Source organism: Ochrobactrum teleogrylli, from assembly GCF_037482325.1.
Classification (GTDB): domain Bacteria; phylum Pseudomonadota; class Alphaproteobacteria; order Rhizobiales; family Rhizobiaceae; genus Brucella; species Brucella teleogrylli.
On record NZ_JBBHKQ010000001.1, the window covers coordinates 1,919,065 to 1,937,800 of the forward strand.

Genomic DNA, 18,736 nt, shown 5'->3' on the forward strand with positions numbered 1-18,736 from the left:
TTCCTACGATCCGGCTTTATGCAACCTCTTGCGCACAGCCTGCGTCATGAGGGCGGCTTCATGAAAACCGCACAGGATTAGCTTCAGCTTGCCCGGATAATGGCAGGCATCGCCAATCGCATAGATATCGGGCTGTGAGGTCGCGAAAGTTTCAGGTGCGACAGCAATGGCATTGCCAGCCCTTTCCAAAGCGATTTCGGCCAATGGATCGGGCCGCACGATCTGGCCATCCGGTCCGAAAGCACCGAGACCCGAAGCGATCACCACGGCATCCGCCGCAAATGAAGCATCGTTGGCCGTCGTCAGGACAAGGCGATCTCCAGCGCGTTCCAACGTCGTGACGGTCTGACCGTAATGGAATGTGGGTTCGTAGGGCGCGATCTGTTCCAGGAGCCGGGAAACCAGCTCGTCGCCCATGATCGTGGGGAAACCCGGAATATCGAAGATTGGCTTGTCGGGATAGAAGGCGGAACATTGTCCGCCCGGCCGATCCAGCGCGTCGATAAGCTGACATCTGAACCCGAACAGGCCGAGCTGGAATACGGCGAAAAGTGCAACAGGCCCTGCCCCGATGATCGCTATATCATTCTTTATAACGATCCCCGGAGCAGCCGCCATTTTCTTAGTTCTGGCGTTCCGGCACCTGAACGACGAGACCGTCGATCTCATCGGTCACGCGGATCTGGCAGGACAGACGCGAAGTTGGACGCACCTCATAGGCGAAATCCAGCATGTCTTCTTCCATCGGATCAGGCCCGCCAACCGTTTCCGTCCACTCTTCATCAACATAGACGTGGCAGGTAGCACAGGCGCATGCGCCACCGCATTCGGCGTCGATGCCCGGAATGCCATTGCGAATGGCCGCTTCCATCACGCTGGAACCGTTATCGGCCTCAACTTCGGTACGTGTCGCGCCGTCAGCAGATACGAATACGATCTTGGTCATTTTCATTCCTTGAAACGCGTGAAGCCACGCGATCTTTTATCCCTTGCGATGGATCACCTGAAATTGGGATCTGCACGCATAATCTCGCAATGGCAGATACGGCGTTCCGGCCTTAGTTTCAACTGCAAGAGCCCCGTTAAGCCCAACTGCGCCAATATGCCGTGTTTTATAATGTATAAGCGGTGCGCAAGCGCCGATATAATGGGTTTTCTGCAAAACTCCGCCTTGCCGTTGCGCAAGTTTGCGGCATATGATGACAAGATGGGAATGCAGACATGTCGGATGGACGAATCCTGCACCCGGCAAATACAGCTTATAATTGCGCTATAGGATATCGAATTCGAGATACGAGCAATTTTGTTAACGAATTTGCATCGCCTTTCGAACTGCAAAAAGCGACCCCTGCTGATTTCCACAACTTGCTGATAATTGCAAAAAGCCCGAAAACACCGCATTTTTATGAACCCAAGCGTTTTCTGTTAACCTTGTATTTAAAGTTTTAGGCATCAGCGGGTGTCGCCTATTTCCTTAACAGGACCGAGCCGATACGATGCAAAATGGCGGATAAAGTTTAGTAACGGCTCTTTGACGATCCGGCCGTCACGGTAATTGAGTACGAGGTAGGCGAACAATGGCTTCCAAATCCAAGGCACAAAAGCTCGACCTTGAGGTTGAAAAGGCACTAGAACAGGCACTCGACATCGACTTCGGCGATGATCTCGATATCGATATGGATTTAAGTGCGTTCGACGAGAGTTTTTCGGTCGACGATCTGGAAGAGCAGATTTCGCGCGCCGCTGAAGAGCTGGTCGCGGAACAGAAGACGAAAGCCGCTGAACCCGAAAAGGTCGCAGCCGTGGCAGCCGAAACCAAGGTCGCTCCGATCGTTTCTGCATCCGTTATCGCCACGCCTGCAGCACCACCCGTACCGCCGGTGGTCAAGGCCGTGTCTTCCACACAGCAGCCCCTGCAGCAGATCGTCGCCAATACGCCGCATAAGCCGACCCCGATCAAGCCCGACACGACGCAAGCCGCTCCTTCGCCTCAGGTAGCAGATGTGCCGGAAGCGCCGGAAGCAATCCTGCGCCCTGTTGCACCGGCAGCGACCGTCAGCGTTGCAGCGCCTGCCGCACGCACACCCGCCAACGATGATTCGCGCAACGATCGTGCTATCGCAACCGCGCCGCGCCGCGTGACCGAGCGCACATCCAAGCTTTACTGGACCACCACAGCCATCAGCGTTTTGTGGGCAGCCGGTGGCGTCGCACTCGGCAAGGCCATCGATCCGGCTGTTTTCTCCAGCCTTGAGGCCACCAAGAACTTCTTCACCTCGCCCGCAGGCATTGGTGTGGTTGCAGGCGTCGCCCTGCCCGTTGCCATGTTCTGGGGCTTTGCGCAGCTTGTGAAGCGCGCGCAGGAAATGCACAACGCCGCACGCAGCATGTCTGAAGCGGCGATGAAGCTGCTTCAGCCCGAAGCCGTATCGGCTGATCGTGTTTCGACGCTGAGCCAGGCTGTGCGTCGCGAAGTGGCTGCCATGAACGAAGGCATCGAGCGCACACTCGCCCGCGCCGTCGAGCTGGAAACCCTCGTTCAGTCCGAGGTCAATCAGCTTGAACGCGCCTATAGCGATAATGAAGTTCGCATCCGTTCGCTGGTCGGCGATCTGGGCAATGAGCGCGAAGCCGTCGTCAGCCACGCTGAACGCGTTCGCTCGTCGATTTCCGGCGCCCACGAACAGCTCAAGGAAGAACTGTCGAGCGCATCCAACATCATCCGCGATAATGTTCTGTCTGCTTCCCAGCAGCTCAGCTCGCTGTTGAGCGAATCCGGCGAACGTCTAATCGGCAGCATCAATGAGAGCGGCAGCTCCATTGCCGAAGCCATCGAAACCCGCACGGGTGACATCGGTTCGCGCATCACGACCTCGGGCGAGGCTTTTGCCAATCTGCTCGATACGCGTATCGCAACGCTGGACGAACAGTCCCGCACGATCTCCGAACGCTTCACGACGGCTCTCGATGAACGCGCCGCTGGCATTGCCAATCTGCTTGGCAGCTCGACGCAATCGATGGTCAGCGAATTCGACACGCGCCTTGCCAATCTGGAAGGCACCTTGTCCGAACGCGGTCATGCCCTGCTTTCCGAGTTTGAGGCACGCGCTCATGCACTTGACAGCAGCACAGAGAAGCTCAACGCCGCTCTGGAAACACGCTCGCGTCAGATCAACGAGAACCTCATCGCCCGCACCCGTGAAATTGCCGAGACCTTCTCCGGCGGTCGCGCTTCGCTGAGCTCGATGATCGACGAAACCAAGACGAAGATCAGCGACGATCTGACCTCTATCGGTGAAAGCGTCGGCAATCTTCTCGGTGAAAAGGCAGCCGCCTTTGCAGGTAAGCTGGCAGAAAGCCGCGATGTGCTGGCTGCTTCGCTCGAAGGCGAAACCGACCGCGTGTCGGCAGTCATTCGCGGACATGCCGATACGCTGGCAGCCCGCACCGATGACATCCGCAATGCGATTGACGGTAGCGCATCGGCGCTCAACTCCGTCGCGGATAACCATGCGGCCATTCTGGCTGAGCGCACCAATGCGCTGCAGCAGGCAATGGCGAGCCATTCGGCACAGCTGGATAGAAGCTTTGCCGATCACGCCCGTTCGCTGGAAGAACGCGCTTCCGCCCTGCATACGGTCATCACCGGCAATCAGGCCATGCTTGCTCAGCTGATGGATGAGCGCACGGCGGCAATGCGCGATAATTTCAACGAAAATCGCGAAATCATGGCGCGCGCATTCGATGACCGCGTCAATTCGCTTCAGGCCCTGATTGCCGACAACCAGGCTTCGCTGGCGCGCATTCTGGACGAACGCGCGGCAACGCTCGGCCAGTCCATTGCCGCCGGACGCGAGGCTTTCGAAGCAACGCTTGGTGATCATGTTCGTCAGGTGGAGGAACGCACGAGTGGCCTCCGCGCCGTCCTGAGCAACCATAACGACTCGCTGGTCGATATTCTGAACGGCCATGAGCAGACGATTGAAACACGTGCCGCAGCAATCCGCGCAACGCTGAGCGACAGCACTGCCTCGCTCAACCAGTCGCTGCAAGACCATAGCGATGTTCTGGATCAGCGTACCGCCAATCTGCGCGGCGCGATTGCCGACAGTGCTTCGGCAATCGGTCAGGCGTTCGAAGGCCAGACCGGCATTATCGAAGGACACACGGCCAATCTCCGCAGTGTCATCGCCGAAAGCGGTTCCGTCATTGGCCAGGCATTCGCCAGTCAGAACGGTGCGATTGAAGAGCACACCGCCAACCTGCGAAACGTCATTGCGGATAGCAGCGCTATCATCAACGACGCGTTTGCTGGCCAGACTGGTATTATCGAAGAACGCACGCAGACCATGGAAAAGGCGCTATCCATCGGCGTCGACAATGTTCGCCGCGCACTGGAACAAAGCGCCGGTGTTGTTGCAAGCTCGCTGCGTGAGAAGATCGGCGAAGCGGCAAGCACGCTTTCCGCAGAAGCAGCAAAGGCCGGTCAGGCTCTGGATGGCTTCGGCGAAGCATTCAGCGCGCGCCTGATCGACAATCTGTCGGGCACGGAAGCACGCTTGGGCGAGCGCGCCGATGCGATTGCCGGACGCCTCGGCGATATCGAAACCCGCCTCACCGGCGAGCTCGGTTCTATCGAAGCCCGCATCGCTGACACCGCAACCAAGACAAGCGAGACCCTTGCCGGTCACAGCGAGGCTTTCGCTGCGAACGTTATCGATAATCTGGCGGGCACCGAAATCCGCCTCAATGAGCGCGCTGGCGCGATTGCAAGCGGCCTTGAAGCCATCGAAAACCGCCTCACCGGTGAACTCAGTGCCATCGAGGCCCGCATCGCCGATACGGCATCGAAGACGAGCGAAACCCTTGCTGGTCACAGCGAGAGCTTCTCTGTCAGCGTTGCCGACAATCTGGCAGGCACCGAAGCCCGCCTTGCGGAACGCGCCGACGCGATTGCCACCCGTCTGGGCGACATTGGTTCGCGCATCACGATGGAACTCGGCTCCGTGGAAGCCCGCATCGCGCAGGTCACGGATACAACGGCTGTTACCCTTGAAGAGCGCACGCGTGAACTCAATGCGGTTCTCTCGGCCCGCTCGCAGGAAATCACCAAGATCCTCAACGATACGGCTGAGCCGCTGGTCCAGCGCCTTGCCGACAGCGGACGCGGTTTGGCACAGCAGCTTGAAGAAGCAACCCATGCCGCAACCGACCGCCTGCGTTCGGAAAACGCCGCTCTGGTCAACGCACTGGCAAACCGCACGGCAGAAACCATTGCAGCCGTTCAGCAGGCAAAGGCCGGTCTGTCCGACAATGTCAGCGAGCTGATCGATCGCCTCTCCACTTCGAACGGCGAGCTTGGCAAGCTAATCGACGCTGCAACGCGCAACCTGACGGATATTGATGGACGCCTCGTCGACACCACGTCGAGCTTCGTTGAAAACACCAATCGGGCTGCTCAGATGTTCCAGGCCTCGACCGGCCTGATCGACACGAATATCGGTACGCTGCGTGCACTCTCCGACAGCACCCTGTCGCAGATTGCCGACATTGCCGACCGTTTCGAAGACCATGGAAAGGTTCTTTCCTCGGCCTCCGACATGATCAATTCGGCGCAGAACGGTCTTGTCTCCACGCTGTCCGACCGCCAGCAGGCGCTCGACAAGCTGGCTTCCGGCCTTGTCGAGAAGTCGGAAGGTATCGAGAAGCTGATGCAGTCCTTCGAAACTCTGGTTGCTTCGGCATTCCAGCGCGCAGAAGGCCAGACCCGCGCCTCGGCGGAAAAGATGCGCGAAAGCGTTTCCGAAATCGTCGAGCAGGCAGCGCAGAAGTTCTCGGCGGCAACAGACGATATCCGCCGCACCGCTGGCGAAATCCGCACCGAGCTCAACACCACGCGTGGCGAGCTGAAGCGCGGCGTTCTCGACATGCCTGCTGAAGCCAAGGAAACGACGACTGCCATGCGCAAGGCCGTCAGCGAGCAGATCAGCGCGCTTAAGGAACTGGCTGAAATCGTCAACAAGTCTGGCCGCCTGGTCGATGTTGGTGAAAGCCGCGCAGACCGTCCGGTTTCGCGTCCGGCGCCAGCTGCACAGCGCCCGGCCCCTGTTCAGGCGCCAGTTGCACCAGCGCCACAGGCTGATGTTGCCGTGCGCCAGCGCCCAGTTGAAATGCCAAAAGCTCCGGCTGCATCGGCACCTGCCGCTACCGCTGACAAGCCTCGCGGCTGGGTTTCCGATCTCCTTGCCCGCGCATCGCGTGAAGAAGAAGAAGCCGTTCAGCCCAAGGCGCAGCCAACCGCCGCTCCGCGTTCGCCGAGCCATGTGGTTGAATCGCTGAACTCGCTTTCGGTCGATATCGCCCGTGCAATCGATCATGAAGCATCGGTTGAACTGTGGGACCGCTACCGCCGCGGCGAGCGCAACGTCTTCACCCGTCGCCTTTACACGCTCAAGGGCCAACAGACGTTTGACGACATCAAGCGTAAGTATCAGACGGATGGCGAATTCCGCCGCGCCGTGGACCGCTACATGGACGACTTCCAGCGTCTGCTCGAAGACGTCGCCCGTAACGACCGCGATAATATGGTGACGCAGACCTATCTGACGTCCGACACCGGCAAGGTTTACACCATGCTGGCCCATGCCAGCGGTCGCCTGCGCTAATCAGGTACCAGATCACACGCAATTCAGAACGCGGCTTTCGGGCCGCGTTTTTTGTTTACCGAAAGGAAGTGAGACTAACAAACGTGGCAACGCGGCGATGGGTTGATAAGACCGAAATCCGGCGTGCTTTGGCTGCTACAGCTGGACAAAAGAAAAGCGGGGTTTGCACCCCGCCTTTTCATTTCAAATCATCTATTCGGCATTTGCGCGGTTTACAGCGATGAAACCGTCCAAGTGACGATTTCATTCACCGTACGATCAAAGGCAGCATCAAGCGCCTTCACGTAAGCCGCATTGCCGGTGCCGCTGACCGGCGCGGAATTCCGAAACACGCGTGTGGAGCGCACTTCACCGGTCTTGTCGTTCATGAGCTTGATGGCGAGTTCCACAACAGCCGTTCTGGAACCGCCGCTAACCTGAACGCCAAACATGCGAAGATCAGTCAGGATCTGATAATTGATCGCCAGACCATCACCCGGACGCCCAACACCGCCAAACACTCCAGTATTCTCGTAGGCCTGGACAAGGCGAGACTGGACGATATTCGTCAGCCTGTCGCCCCATTGTGCGCCCTTCAGATACTCGATGGAACCCGGCGCTGAGCTGATAACGATGTTTTCGCTGTCCAGCGCCTTCAATGCTGTTGGTGTCGGAACCAGCAACTGTAGGCTCTTGCGGCTCGGCGACGAAACAGCAGGTTTCGGCGCGCTCAGATTGAATGTATCGAGAGGTGTCGTCCCACAGCCCGCGAGAAGCGCCGCCAGCAAGAGCGAAACCGAACCCACGGCACCAATCTTGCAGCGCGATTTCAAGCCATTCGTCCCACCTGTCGAATTTCCGCTTAAGAAAATCAATGACGCGCCCTTCCGTTATACTGGGGTACACTGCCTTGCCCGCCGAAAATCAGACGCTGCGGGTTGCGTTCTAGATCTGTGATGGCCTGCTCAATACGCTGTATGGAGCGGCGGCTATCCACGACCACCGACTGCACGTCGCGCAAACCCTGACCTGAAAAACGCTGCAAATTATCTGCAATCGGTCCGAGGCGCTTGTCGAGATTGTCCGAGGTCTGGCGAATGGATTCGAGCGTCGCCTTGGCCTGCGCCACCACACCGTCCTTATCGTCCGTAGACAGAAGCTTGTCGGTCTTGGCCAGAATGCCGTCAACGCGCACCGAAGCCGCATTGAGCCGCGCCATTGTTTCCTTGGCATCCTCGATGATCTGCTTGATGTTTCCGGTGTTGGAACCCAGTTCGTCAAGCACATCGGCGTTTTTGGCCAGTGCGTCGGTGAATGTCTTGGTGTTGTTAATCGTGTCGGTCAGAGGACCACGCGCTTCTTTGACAAAGCCTTCCAGCTCGCCCAGCACAGTGTTGGCACGTCCGAAAATATCCTGCGCGGTGGCAAGGAGATTGTTGACCGCAGATGGATCGGCGTCGATACGCGCGACCGTATCCTCCTTCGCCGCTTCGGTCAGCAGGTTAGGCTCGTCCAGGCTGCCGCCCTTCAGTTCGATATAGGCCTGTCCGGTCAAGCCCTGAAAGCCGAGCGTTGCAGCCGTCGAGCGCGTGATCGGCGTGCTGCCATTCACGCGCGTCTGCACGATAACCATTTCCGGGTTGCTCTCATCAAGGCGCAGACGACGAACATCGCCAACCTTGATACCATTGAAGAGAACCTGACTGCCGACAGTCAGGCCCGTCACGGAGCCGGGAATGCGCACATCCATGGGAATGGAATCGCGGGCCTCACCGAAGCGCGCAATCCAGTACACGAATCCGAAAGCCAGCAGGCTGACAAGCAGCGTGAAAACCCCGACCAGAACGTAATTGGCTTTTGTTTCCATATCTTATCCCGTCTGCAAGCGGCTGCCGGGCCGCCGTCTTGATGGCGCCGAAGTATCGATCTGGCGCGCACGCTTGCCCCGAAAATAGGATTTAACCCATGGATCGTCTACATGCAGCATGTCTTCTATCGTGCCGCTGACGAGCACTTTTTTGTTCCCCAGAACTGCTATGCGGTCGCAGATCGCAAACAGGCTGTCGAGGTCATGCGTGACCATATAGACCGTCAAGCCCATCGTATCGCGCAAATTCGCGATCAATTCATCGAATTCCGCGGCGCCGATCGGATCGAGCCCCGAGGTCGGCTCGTCAAGAAAGACGATGTCCGGATCGAGCGCCAGCGCACGTGCCAGAGCGGCGCGCTTGATCATGCCGCCGGAAAGTTCCGACGGAAATTTCTCTGCCGTATCCGGCTTCAGTCCCACAAGATCGATCTTCAGTCGCGCCAGCTCATCCATCAGCTTTGGCGACAGATCGAGATATTCGCGCATCGGCACCTGAATATTTTCGAGCACGTTGAGCGCCGAAAACAGTGCGCCATGCTGGAAAAGAACGCCCATCCGCATGTCGATGGCCATTTTTTCCAGCTCATTGAGGTGATCGATATTGCGCCCAAGAATCTCGATTTCGCCGGACTGCTTCTTGTTCAAGCCCAATATGGTGCGCATCAGCACCGACTTGCCCGATCCGGACGGACCGATGAAGCCCAGAACCTCGCCCTTGTAGATATCGAGGGACAGCTTATCGAGCACCGGCGCACGGCCAAACGACACCGTCACGTCGCGCACCGAAATCATCGGTATCGCCGTGTGCTGGCCATCGTCCTGCTGTGGTTGCGACTCTGCGTCGATACCGTTCTCCATATCTATTCTTTAACCGAGCCGCGCTTCCGACTGAACAGCGGAAGGCCAATGCAGGATCAGATTTTTGTGTAACTGTGTCTCAAAGAACCCAAACAAAACAACGGCCATACAAAATTCTAGAAATTGATCGCTGCGTAGAACATCGCAAACATGCCATCGACAACGATAACCACAAAAATAGCCTTCACCACCGATGCTGTGACCCGGCGTCCAAGTGATTCTGCACTTCCGCCGACCTTCATACCTTCGACCGAAGCAAGAATACCGATAATCATCGCCATGAATGGCGCTTTGATCAAACCGGCGAAATAAGTGTTGAGCGCCACGGCATCATGCAGACGGCTGATAAAGGCCTCCGGCGAGATATTGGAATAGAACCATGCGACACCACCTGCCCCTACCAGTGCCGCCAGATTGGAAATAATGGTCAGCAGCGGCAGCACGATGACGAGCGCAACAAGGCGCGGAAACACCAGAACTCCAACGGGATTGAGCCCGATGACGGTCAGCGCGTCGGTTTCCTCGCGCATTTTCATGGAGCCTATTTCGGCCGTGATGGCGCTGCCGGAACGACCGGCAATCATGATCGCGGTCAAAAGCACGCCCAGTTCACGCAAAACCAGAATGCCAACCAGATCGACCACGAAGATTTCAGCGCCAAAATAGCGAAGCTGAAACGCGCCCTGCTGTGCGATAATGGCGCCCACAATCGTCGACATCAGCACGATAATGGGAATGGCACCCACGCCCATGCGGTCCATCTGCGTCACGATGGCGGCAATCGGAATTCCGCTCCCACGACCATATTTCAGCTGCGCGCCGCGAATGGTGGCGCCCAGAATATGCATCGACATCTTGAAGTCATTGTAAATCGAGACGACACCGCCACCAAGGGCTGCCAGAAACGCGATAACGAAGAACGGCTTTTTGGCGCGCGGAACGTCGAGCGCGCGTTCGACGGCACCGCCGACTTCGTCCATCAGCGGTGCCCAGGCTTCGCGGATACCTTCAAGCTGAACATCCGCCTTCTGGGTGATGAGACGCTGCCTCAGCCGCTCGACAAGCCACGCGCCTGCCGTATCGAGGCCGGAAATGCCGGAAGCATCGATATGCGTGGATTGGCCGCCCGCAACTTTTTCGAGACTGCGCATTTTGTCGTCGACAAGATGAACGCTCTGCGAAACCCAGCGTCCGCTCAGGCGAACCAGACGCACGCCATCCTGATCGGCCACATCGATCTTTGGCGCGACATTCGCAGCGGCTCTTGCTTTGTCAGCAGTGTCGGTCAACATGGCAAACCTCATATACGAGTCGTAACACGACCGAAATACAGCGTATTGGAGCATCCGCCCGTTGAATCAGACGAATACCCCAATTTCGCGCTCTCACGCACTATCTCATCCCAAAAGCCCATCAACTTTTCGGGATTGAGATTCGGAAGGCTCTCCATGCAGAATACCTTGAACATCCTCGTTGAACGCTACCCTATCGCCGGAAAATTCACAATTTCGCGCGGGTCGAAGACCGAAGCAGCAGTCGTTGTGTGTGCAATCGGCAACGGTGAACATCAGGGGCGCGGCGAATGCGTTCCCTATGCACGCTATGGCGAAAGCATCGAAAGCGTCACGGCAGCAATCGAAGCCGTCCGGGCACAGATCGAAGATGGTGCAACGCGTCAGGATATCCAGACGCTGATGCCAGCCGGTGCCGCCCGCAACGCGGTCGATTGCGCCCTGTGGGATCTGGAAGCCAAGACCACCGGCAAACGTGTTGCCGATATGCTGGGCGGTGCGTTCAAGCCGCTGGAGACCGCGATTACCGTTTCGCTGGGCACGCCGGAAGAAATGGCGGAATCGACCGCTAAAGTCGCGCATTATCCGCTGATCAAGGTGAAGATGGGCGGCGACAACGACATTGAACGCATTCGCGCCGTTGCCGCGGCAGCGCCGAACAGTCGCATCATCATCGATGCAAACGAAGGCTGGACCGATGCGAATATTGCCGAAAATATGCGCGCCGCTGCCGATGCGGGCGTGATCCTCATCGAGCAACCCCTGCCCGCTGGCAAGGATGCGATCCTGAGCCAGATCGAACGTCCGGTCATGATTTGCGCCGACGAAAGCGTTCACACGTCAGAGGGTCTGGAAGAATTAGCCAAGCGCTATGATGCCGTGAATATCAAGCTCGACAAGGCAGGCGGGCTGACCGAAGGGCTAGTGATGCGCGAAAAGGCCATTGGGCTCGGCCTGAAGATCATGGTCGGCTGCATGGTGGGCACATCGCTCGGCATGGCGCCCGCAGTTCTGCTCGCCCAGAAGGCAACGGTTGTCGATCTCGACGGACCACTGCTCCTTGCACAGGACCGCGAACCCGGCCTTCGTTATGATGGCGCGCTTGTTTATCCGCCGGAAGCGACTGTCTGGGGCTGAACTGCCTGATAGTCCCGAACGGGGGGCTGTCCGCCCGCTATGGAGGTCAAAGCCTCTTCAAAGATGTCTGCGCAGGCATCCCAGGTGAAGGGTTTTAGAACCTGTTCCGGATCGAAAGGCTCAAGCTCCAGCGCGGCCAGACAGGCCGCGCGCAGATCTTCCGAAAGAACACCCGCGCCCGTCGCGCCGATGACGTCTTTCGATCCCGGTACGGGAAAAGCCGCAACAGGCAGACCGGATGAAATTGCTTCCAGCAGCACGAGGCCAAACGTGTCTGTCCGGCTCGGGAAAACAAACACGTCAGCCGACGCATAGGTTTCGGCCAGCGCCTCGCCTTCCCGCTTGCCCACAAATACCGCATCGGGAAAGCGTGATTTCAGATCATCGAGTGCCGGGCCGTCACCGACAATCAGCTTGGTGCCGGGTAGATCGAGACTGAGAAAGGCGGGTAGGTTCTTTTCCGTCGCCACGCGTCCAACACAGATGAAAACAGGTTCCGGCAGATCGCGGCTCACATTGGCGCGGGCATGGAATACACCGCGATCCACGCCGCGTGTCCACAGATTGAGGCCGGTAAAACCGCGCTCTTTCAGATCATCCAGAATGGATTGGGTGGGAACCAGCGTATGCGATGCGGCATTGTGAAACCGCCGCAGAAAGCCATAGCTCCAGCTCAAGGGAACCGGGACGCGCTCCGCAACATATTCAGGAAAGCGCGTGTGAAAACTGGTGGTGAAACTCCAGCCCTTTTTCAGACATGCCTGTCGCGCCATGTAGCCGAGCGGACCTTCGGTGGCGATGTGGATATAATCAGGCTGCATTTGCACCAACCGCCGCCGAAATGCGCCGGGTGTGGTCAGTGCCAGTCTGATTTCCGGATAGGTCGGGCACGGAACCGACTTATAGTCGAGTGGCGAAACCACAATCACTTCATAGCCCCGCGCGCGCATCATGTCCTGACATTTTGTCAGTGTCCGAACGACGCCGTTGACTTGCGGATGCCAGGCGTCGGTGACGATGACGAGCTTGTTCATCCGGCAATTTTCGCCGCGCTACGGGCAGGACGTGGCAGACGGACTATCCTGTTGTCGTCGGCCCGATTATCGTGAGCGAGAGCCCTGCCGTCGGACGATTTTTCGTCGCGCATTTCCGTCCAGCTGACCAGTTCCATACGTCCGTCGAAATGCTCCAGCACCGCTGTGCAGCTTTCCACCCAGTCGCCGGTGTTTATATATTCAACATCGTTCATCTTTTCGATGGTGGCGTGGTGAATATGACCGCAAATGACGCCATCGACACCGATGCGCTGCGCCTCTTCGGACACCACCGTTTCGAACTCGCCGATGAAATTGACCGCCTTTTTCACGCGGAATTTCGCCCAGGCCGAAAACGACCAGTAGCGCAACCCGAAGAGCGAGCGCAAACGGTTCATCGCCGTGTTGATCCAGATCGCCGTGTCATAGGCCCAGTCGCCGAGATAAGCGATGAAACGGGCATTGCGCACCACCACGTCGAACTGATCGCCATGGATCACCAGAAACTTGCGGCCATCCGCCGTCTCGTGAATGGCGCGGTTTATCACTTCGATGCCGCCGAAATGCGTTCCCTGAAAATTACGCAGGAACTCGTCGTGATTGCCTGCAATGTAGATGATGTTGGTGCCCTTGCGGCTTTTACGGAGAAGCTTCTGGACAACGTCGTTATGTTCCTGCGGCCAGTGCCAGTTGCGCCGTAATCGCCAGCCATCGACGATATCGCCGACCAGAAAAATCGTTTCCGCATCATGGTAGCGCAGGAAATCGAGAAGCAGATCGGCCTGCGCGGCCTTTGATCCCAAATGCACATCCGAGATAAAAATCGTCCGGAGTTTCTTGGCCTGCGCTGCATCGGTGCTCATTTGGTTGTCCCTCTCAATGGCAACCTGAAACTACGTGCAGAGAACCTGATTCATGTCACAGAGTTATGACGGGACTGTAATGCGCAGATGACAGTGGCCGACGAACAGACAGCCCCATGCAAAACACGATCACCGAATAGTGTGCGTGAAAAACACCGAAAAATGGTCAAATGAGCGTCGAGAAAAGTGGACACATCAGCGCGTCAACCAGAATCCGGTTGATTGCACTTGGCGCTTGGTGGCATGTCTCCATGACCTTTAAAAAGCAAAGAGGATCGAGCCGTGGATTTGGGCTTGAAAGGTCGCAAGGCAATCGTATGCGCTTCCAGCAAAGGTCTGGGTCGCGCCTGCGCCGAAGCACTGGCCGAGGCAGGATGCGATATCGTGCTGAACGGACGCAGTGAAGAAACTCTTCTTGAGACAACTGACGCCATTCGCTCGGCTTATGGTGTCAATGTGGTCGCTGTCGCCGCCGATGTTTCGACGCCAGAAGGTCAGAAGGCGCTGCTCGCCGCCTGCCCCAACCCGGATATTCTGGTCAACAATAATGGCGGACCACCCTTCCGCGACTTCCGCCTGCTCGACCGCGAAGCCCTTCTTGAAGGCGTGACGCAGAACATGGTCACCCCGATCGAACTGATCAAGGCGGTCATCGACGGAATGGTTGAGCGCGGCTTTGGCCGCATCGTCAACATCACCTCGACCTCAGTCTATGCGCCTATTCCGGGACTTGATCTTTCATCCGGCGCCCGCGCGGGACTGACGGCCTTTCTGGCCGGCGTTGCCCGTACCGTTGCCGGGGCCAATGTCACCATCAACAATATCCTGCCCGGTGCATTCGACACGGACCGCCTGCGCAAAGGCTTTGCCTTCTCCGCGCAGAAGACCGGCACCACCGCAGAAGCAGAAGCTGCCAAGCGCGCAGCCCGCATCCCTGCGGGACGCATTGGCCAGCCAGAAGAGTTTGGAAAGGCTTGCGCCTTCCTCTGCTCGCAGCATGCAGGCTATATAACGGGCCAGAATCTCGTTATTGACGGCGGCGCTTATCAGAGCGCCTTCTGACACGGCCATTACATTACAGATAAACTCATTCTCCAAAACGGGCCTAATGGGACGTCAGAGTTTGAGCTAAAACCCAAAGTGCCCGACCCACGTGTTTAAAGGCTCGGTGTGCATGTGATTGCACCCTCCACGCGCCGCTGATCATCCCGGCGGTGCGGAAAAATGGAAAGCGATGCGACTATGACCAAGAAAACTCCTTCCACGCCGACGCGTTCGGATTTCGATGAAGCAGCCCTGTTTTTCCATCGATATCCGAAGCCCGGAAAGCTGGAAATCCAGGCAACCAAGCCGCTCGGAAACCAGCGTGACCTTGCGCTCGCTTATTCGCCAGGTGTGGCAGCGCCCTGCCTCGCCATTCAGGAAGACCCTGCCACCGCTGCCGAATATACGGCGCGAGGCAATTTGGTGGCGGTGGTTTCGAACGGCACGGCTGTTCTCGGTCTTGGCAATATCGGCGCGCTCGCATCGAAGCCGGTCATGGAAGGCAAGGCCGTCCTGTTCAAGAAGTTCGCCGATATCGACGTTTTCGACATCGAAATCGACGCGCTGGAAATCAACCGCGTTGTCGACGTGGTTTCCGCTCTGGAGCCGACATTTGGCGGCATCAATCTGGAAGACATCAAGGCACCGGAATGTTTCGAAGTTGAAGAACAGCTTCGTGCCAAGATGAATATTCCGGTTTTCCATGACGACCAGCATGGGACGGCGATCATCGTGGCCGCCGCCGTGTTGAACGGTCTGGAACTTGCAGGCAAGCAGATTGCAGACGCCAAGATCGTCACCTCGGGTGCCGGTGCCGCGGCTCTCGCCTGCCTCAATCTTCTCGTCAATCTCGGCGCCAAGCGTGAAAACATCTGGGTCTGCGATCTGGAAGGTGTGGTCTATGAAGGCCGCAACACGCTGATGGACCGCTGGAAAGAAATCTATGCCCAGAAGACCGATGCGCGCACGCTGGCCGATGTCATCGGCGGGGCGGATGTGTTCCTCGGCCTTTCGGCTGCGGGCGTCTTGAAGCCGGAACTGCTCAATCAGATGGCTGAAAAGCCGCTGATCATGGCTCTCGCCAATCCAAAGCCGGAAATCATGCCGGAAGAAGCGCGTGCTGCGCGTGCCGACGCCATGATCTGCACCGGACGGTCCGACTATCCGAATCAGGTCAACAACGTTCTTTGCTTCCCCTATATCTTCCGTGGCGCTCTCGATGTCGGCGCAACCGCGATCAATGAAGAGATGAAGCTCGCCGCCGTGCGCGCCATCGCCTCGCTCGCCCGCGAAGAACCTTCCGATGTCGCCGCCAAGGCTTATTCCGGCGATACGCCGACCTTTGGCCCGGATTACATCATTCCCTCGCCTTTCGATCAGCGCCTGATCCTGCGCATCGCCCCGGCTGTGGCCAAGGCTGCGATGGAAACCGGTGTCGCAACGCGCCCCATCGAGGACATGGAAGCCTATCTCGACAGGCTGAACCGCTTCGTGTTCCGCTCCGGCCTCATCATGAAGCCGGTTTTCGCCGCCGCCCGTTCGCAGGACAAACCCAAGCGCGTCATCTATGCCGATGGTGAAGATGAGCGCGTGCTGCGTGCCGCGCAGGTGGTGATCGAAGAACGCATCGCCGCGCCGATCCTTGTCGGTCGTCCGCAGGTTGTCGAAACGCGCCTGCGCCGTTATGGCCTGAAAATCCGTCAGGGCGTCGATTTCGAACTGATCAATCCTGAAGACGATCCGCGTTACCGCGACTATGTCGATCTGTACCTGTCCTATACGGGGCGTCAGGGCGTAACGCCGGAAGCGGCCCGCACCATCGTGCGCACCAATTCGACCGCCATTGCGGCGCTCGCCGTGATGCGCGACGAAGCGGATGCAATGATCTGCGGTCTCGAAGGTCGTTTCGAGCGCCATCTGCGCGTTGTGCGCCAGATCATCGGCATTGTGCCGGGTATCCGCGATTACTCCGCGCTCAGCCTGCTTATTTCGCAGCGCGGCGCGCTGTTCCTGACCGACACCTATGTCAATGTCGATCCGAACGCGAATGAAATTGCTGAAATGGCAATTCTCGCGGCCAAGGAAATAGACCGCTTTGGCATTGTCCCGAAGGCTGCTCTGGTTTCGCATTCGAATTTCGGATCGAAGGAAAGCGCCAGCGCGGAAAAGATGCGTCAGGCAGCGGCCATCCTCGCAGAAAAGGCCCCCGACCTCGAATCCGACGGCGAAATGCATGGCGACTCGGCGCTGTCTCAGGCGCTGCGTGACCGCGTGTTCCCGAATTCGCGCCTCAAGGGAGAAGCCAATCTTCTGGTTTTCCCGAATCTTGATGCCGCCAATATCACGCTCAACGTGGTCAAGACGGTCACCGATGCGCTGCACGTCGGCCCGATCCTGCTCGGTGCCGCCCGCCCGGCACATATTCTGACCCCTTCGGTCACGTCGCGCGGCGTCGTCAACATGACCGCTCTGTCGGTCGTGGAAGCACTGCAGCGCGCTGGCGAAGCACCGGTCCGCAAGGCAAAGATTCGCAAGTAAGCCTATCCGCAAAAAGAATCAGCCGGCACAGTATCAACTGTGTCGGCTGTTTTTGTTTGTAATCAGTAAAACTGTCAGGGCTTTCGGCTCTGAACCTTGTCCGGCCCCATCAGCACAAGAAGGTCGGCCAGTTCGGGTCCGTGAGATTGCCCCGTCAGCGCCAGACGCAACGGCATGAAGAGACCCTTGCCCTTACGTCCCGTTTCCGACTTGACCGCGTCAGTCCAGGCTTTCCATGTCTGGTGGTTCCAAGGAGCTGCTGGCAACGAATTGAACGCGATACGAATAAAGTCGCGATCCTCATCGGACAGTTCCGGCGCTTCCGGCAAATCGCCAGTCACGATCTGCCACCAATGCTGCACATCGCCGAAGCGATCCAGATTGCCACGCACAGCGAGCCAGAATGGTTCAGCCTTGCCGCCTTCGACACCAAGCGCTGTGAGACGAGGCTTGGCGTCGGCAAAAGACATTTCATGCAGCAATGCGCGATTGAGCGTGTCCAGTTCCGCCGGATCAAACTTGGCCGACGATTTTGAGATGGAGGCCAGATCAAAACGTTCCGCCAGCGCATCCATGGTCGGTGCAGCGGCGACATTTTCCGACGTGCCGATCAGGATAGCCAGCGAAGCAACCGCCATCGGCTCATAGCCGTTTTCGCGCAGCGACCCAACCGAAAGCGCGCCCGTGCGCTTGGACAGCCCTTCGCCCGTCGTGGTGGTCAGCAGATTATGGTGTCCGAAGACCGGCGGTTCTGCGCCGAGCGCCCGGAAGATTGCGATCTGCACGCCGGTATTCGTCACATGGTCGTCGCCACGGATAATATGGCTGACGCCGAGATCGATGTCGTCCACGACCGAAGGCAGCGTATAGAGATAGGTGCCGTCTTCACGCACCAGCACCGGGTCCGACATGGACGCCAGATCGACCACCTGGGGGCCACGCACCAGATCATCCCAGTGAACTTCGGTGCGCTGCGTTGTGAACGGATCGCTTTCGAAATTCGGCAGCAGAAAGCGCCAATGCGGCTTGCGGCCTTCGGCCTCGAAAGCGGCCTTTTCCGCATCGGTGATTTTCAGCGCCTCGCGGCCATAAACCGGTGGCAGGCGGCGTGCGAGACGCAGCTTGCGGCGGCGTTCCAGCTCGTCAGCCGTTTCATAGCAGGCATAAAGCAGCCCTGCTTCCTTCAGCTTTTCCACGGCGCGAGCATAAACATCGAAGCGTTTCGACTGATATTCGACGCGGTCCGGCTTTACGCCAAGCCAGTCCAGATCAACGGCGATGGCCTCAGCATATTCTTCACGCGAGCGTTCAACATCCGTGTCGTCATAGCGCAGGATGAACTTGCCGCCATTCTTTTGGGCATAAAGCCAGTTCGAGAGCGCAGTGCGCGTGTTGCCGATGTGAATATAGCCCGTCGGCGATGGGGCAAAACGAACAGTAACAGTCATTCTATTAT

General features: G+C 58.0%; 12 protein-coding genes and 2 pseudogenes. 5 read left to right on the forward strand and 9 right to left on the reverse strand.

Annotated features, from left to right (window positions below; translation table 11 throughout):
- Positions 1-3: 3 nt before the first annotated feature.
- Positions 4-618 (reverse strand): NAD(P)/FAD-dependent oxidoreductase, encoded by a 615-nt coding sequence (locus WIX40_RS08985; RefSeq protein WP_109368930.1) that lies wholly within the window; start codon positions 616-618, stop codon positions 4-6.
- Between the two features lie 4 nt (positions 619-622).
- Positions 623-946 carry a 2Fe-2S iron-sulfur cluster-binding protein gene (locus tag WIX40_RS08990; protein WP_109370221.1) on the reverse strand — a complete coding sequence of 108 codons (324 nt, stop codon included), beginning with the start codon at positions 944-946 and terminating at the stop codon, positions 623-625.
- 608 nt (positions 947-1,554) lie between these two features.
- On the opposite strand from WIX40_RS08990, the pseudogene WIX40_RS23680 reads away from it, so the two are divergent.
- Positions 1,555-4,148 (forward strand): annotated as a pseudogene (locus WIX40_RS23680) (apolipoprotein A-IV repeat region-like domain-containing protein); the annotation flags it as partial.
- 99 nt (positions 4,149-4,247) lie between these two features.
- A pseudogene (locus WIX40_RS23685) lies at positions 4,248-6,665 on the forward strand (apolipoprotein A-IV repeat region-like domain-containing protein); the annotation flags it as partial.
- Positions 6,666-6,877: 212 nt separating this feature from the next.
- On the opposite strand, the gene WIX40_RS09000 reads toward WIX40_RS23685, so the two are convergent.
- The 4 genes from WIX40_RS09000 to WIX40_RS09015 all read right to left on the reverse strand — a co-directional run bounded on the left by WIX40_RS09000 (position 6,878) and on the right by WIX40_RS09015 (position 10,664).
- Positions 6,878-7,477, reverse strand: a complete 600-nt coding sequence (locus WIX40_RS09000; protein WP_109370220.1) for an ABC-type transport auxiliary lipoprotein family protein — start codon at positions 7,475-7,477, stop codon at positions 6,878-6,880.
- A gap of 38 nt (positions 7,478-7,515) precedes the next feature.
- On the reverse strand, positions 7,516-8,511 hold the full coding sequence (locus tag WIX40_RS09005) for an MlaD family protein (protein ID WP_109368927.1): 996 nt from the start codon (positions 8,509-8,511) through the stop codon (positions 7,516-7,518).
- A 3-nt stretch (positions 8,512-8,514) separates the two neighbouring features.
- Positions 8,515-9,372 (reverse strand): ABC transporter ATP-binding protein, encoded by an 858-nt coding sequence (locus WIX40_RS09010; protein WP_109368926.1) that lies wholly within the window; start codon positions 9,370-9,372, stop codon positions 8,515-8,517.
- Between the two features lie 116 nt (positions 9,373-9,488).
- Positions 9,489-10,664: an MlaE family ABC transporter permease gene (locus tag WIX40_RS09015; protein WP_109368925.1), complete on the reverse strand. Its 1,176-nt coding sequence runs from the start codon at positions 10,662-10,664 to the stop codon at positions 9,489-9,491.
- Between the two features lie 156 nt (positions 10,665-10,820).
- Here WIX40_RS09015 and dgcA point away from each other — a divergent pair, with 156 nt between their 5' ends.
- Positions 10,821-11,801, forward strand: coding sequence for an N-acetyl-D-Glu racemase DgcA (dgcA, locus tag WIX40_RS09020; RefSeq protein WP_109368924.1), 981 nt, complete (start codon positions 10,821-10,823; stop codon positions 11,799-11,801).
- Here the strand turns inward: dgcA and WIX40_RS09025 are convergent.
- On the reverse strand, positions 11,771-12,835 hold the full coding sequence (locus WIX40_RS09025) for a glycosyltransferase family 4 protein (protein ID WP_109368923.1): 1,065 nt from the start codon (positions 12,833-12,835) through the stop codon (positions 11,771-11,773). The genes dgcA and WIX40_RS09025 overlap by 31 nt on opposite strands.
- Entirely contained in the window at positions 12,832-13,698 is an 867-nt protein-coding gene (locus tag WIX40_RS09030; protein WP_181376086.1) for a UDP-2,3-diacylglucosamine diphosphatase, read from the reverse strand. The genes WIX40_RS09025 and WIX40_RS09030 overlap by 4 nt, the downstream gene beginning before the upstream one ends.
- A 282-nt stretch (positions 13,699-13,980) precedes the next feature.
- Here WIX40_RS09030 and WIX40_RS09035 point away from each other — a divergent pair, with 282 nt between their 5' ends.
- Positions 13,981-14,760, forward strand: coding sequence for an SDR family oxidoreductase (locus tag WIX40_RS09035; RefSeq protein ID WP_109368922.1), 780 nt, complete (start codon positions 13,981-13,983; stop codon positions 14,758-14,760).
- Positions 14,761-14,940: 180 nt separating this feature from the next.
- Positions 14,941-17,280: an NADP-dependent malic enzyme gene (locus tag WIX40_RS09040; protein WP_109370218.1), complete on the forward strand. Its 2,340-nt coding sequence runs from the start codon at positions 14,941-14,943 to the stop codon at positions 17,278-17,280.
- 74 nt (positions 17,281-17,354) lie between these two features.
- Here the strand turns inward: WIX40_RS09040 and gltX are convergent, their stop codons facing one another.
- On the reverse strand, positions 17,355-18,728 hold the full coding sequence (gene gltX, locus WIX40_RS09045) for a glutamate--tRNA ligase (RefSeq protein ID WP_109368921.1): 1,374 nt from the start codon (positions 18,726-18,728) through the stop codon (positions 17,355-17,357).
- Positions 18,729-18,736: the final 8 nt, after the last annotated feature.

What these genes read in the sequence shown, in the direction of transcription:
- WIX40_RS08985 (WP_109368930.1), bottom strand. Translation starts at nt 618, where the DNA reads ATGGCGGCTGCTCCGGGGATCGTTATAAAGAATGATATAGCGATCATC.
- WIX40_RS08990 (WP_109370221.1), bottom strand. Translation starts at nt 946, where the DNA reads ATGACCAAGATCGTATTCGTATCTGCTGACGGCGCGACACGTACCGAA.
- WIX40_RS09005 (WP_109368927.1), bottom strand. Translation starts at nt 8,511, where the DNA reads ATGGAAACAAAAGCCAATTACGTTCTGGTCGGGGTTTTCACGCTGCTT.
- WIX40_RS09010 (WP_109368926.1), bottom strand. Translation starts at nt 9,372, where the DNA reads ATGGAGAACGGTATCGACGCAGAGTCGCAACCACAGCAGGACGATGGC.
- WIX40_RS09015 (WP_109368925.1), bottom strand. Translation starts at nt 10,664, where the DNA reads ATGTTGACCGACACTGCTGACAAAGCAAGAGCCGCTGCGAATGTCGCG.
- dgcA (WP_109368924.1), top strand. Translation starts at nt 10,821, where the DNA reads ATGCAGAATACCTTGAACATCCTCGTTGAACGCTACCCTATCGCCGGA.
- WIX40_RS09025 (WP_109368923.1), bottom strand. Translation starts at nt 12,835, where the DNA reads ATGAACAAGCTCGTCATCGTCACCGACGCCTGGCATCCGCAAGTCAAC.
- WIX40_RS09030 (WP_181376086.1), bottom strand. Translation starts at nt 13,698, where the DNA reads ATGAGCACCGATGCAGCGCAGGCCAAGAAACTCCGGACGATTTTTATC.
- WIX40_RS09040 (WP_109370218.1), top strand. Translation starts at nt 14,941, where the DNA reads ATGACCAAGAAAACTCCTTCCACGCCGACGCGTTCGGATTTCGATGAA.
- gltX (WP_109368921.1), bottom strand. Translation starts at nt 18,728, where the DNA reads ATGACTGTTACTGTTCGTTTTGCCCCATCGCCGACGGGCTATATTCAC.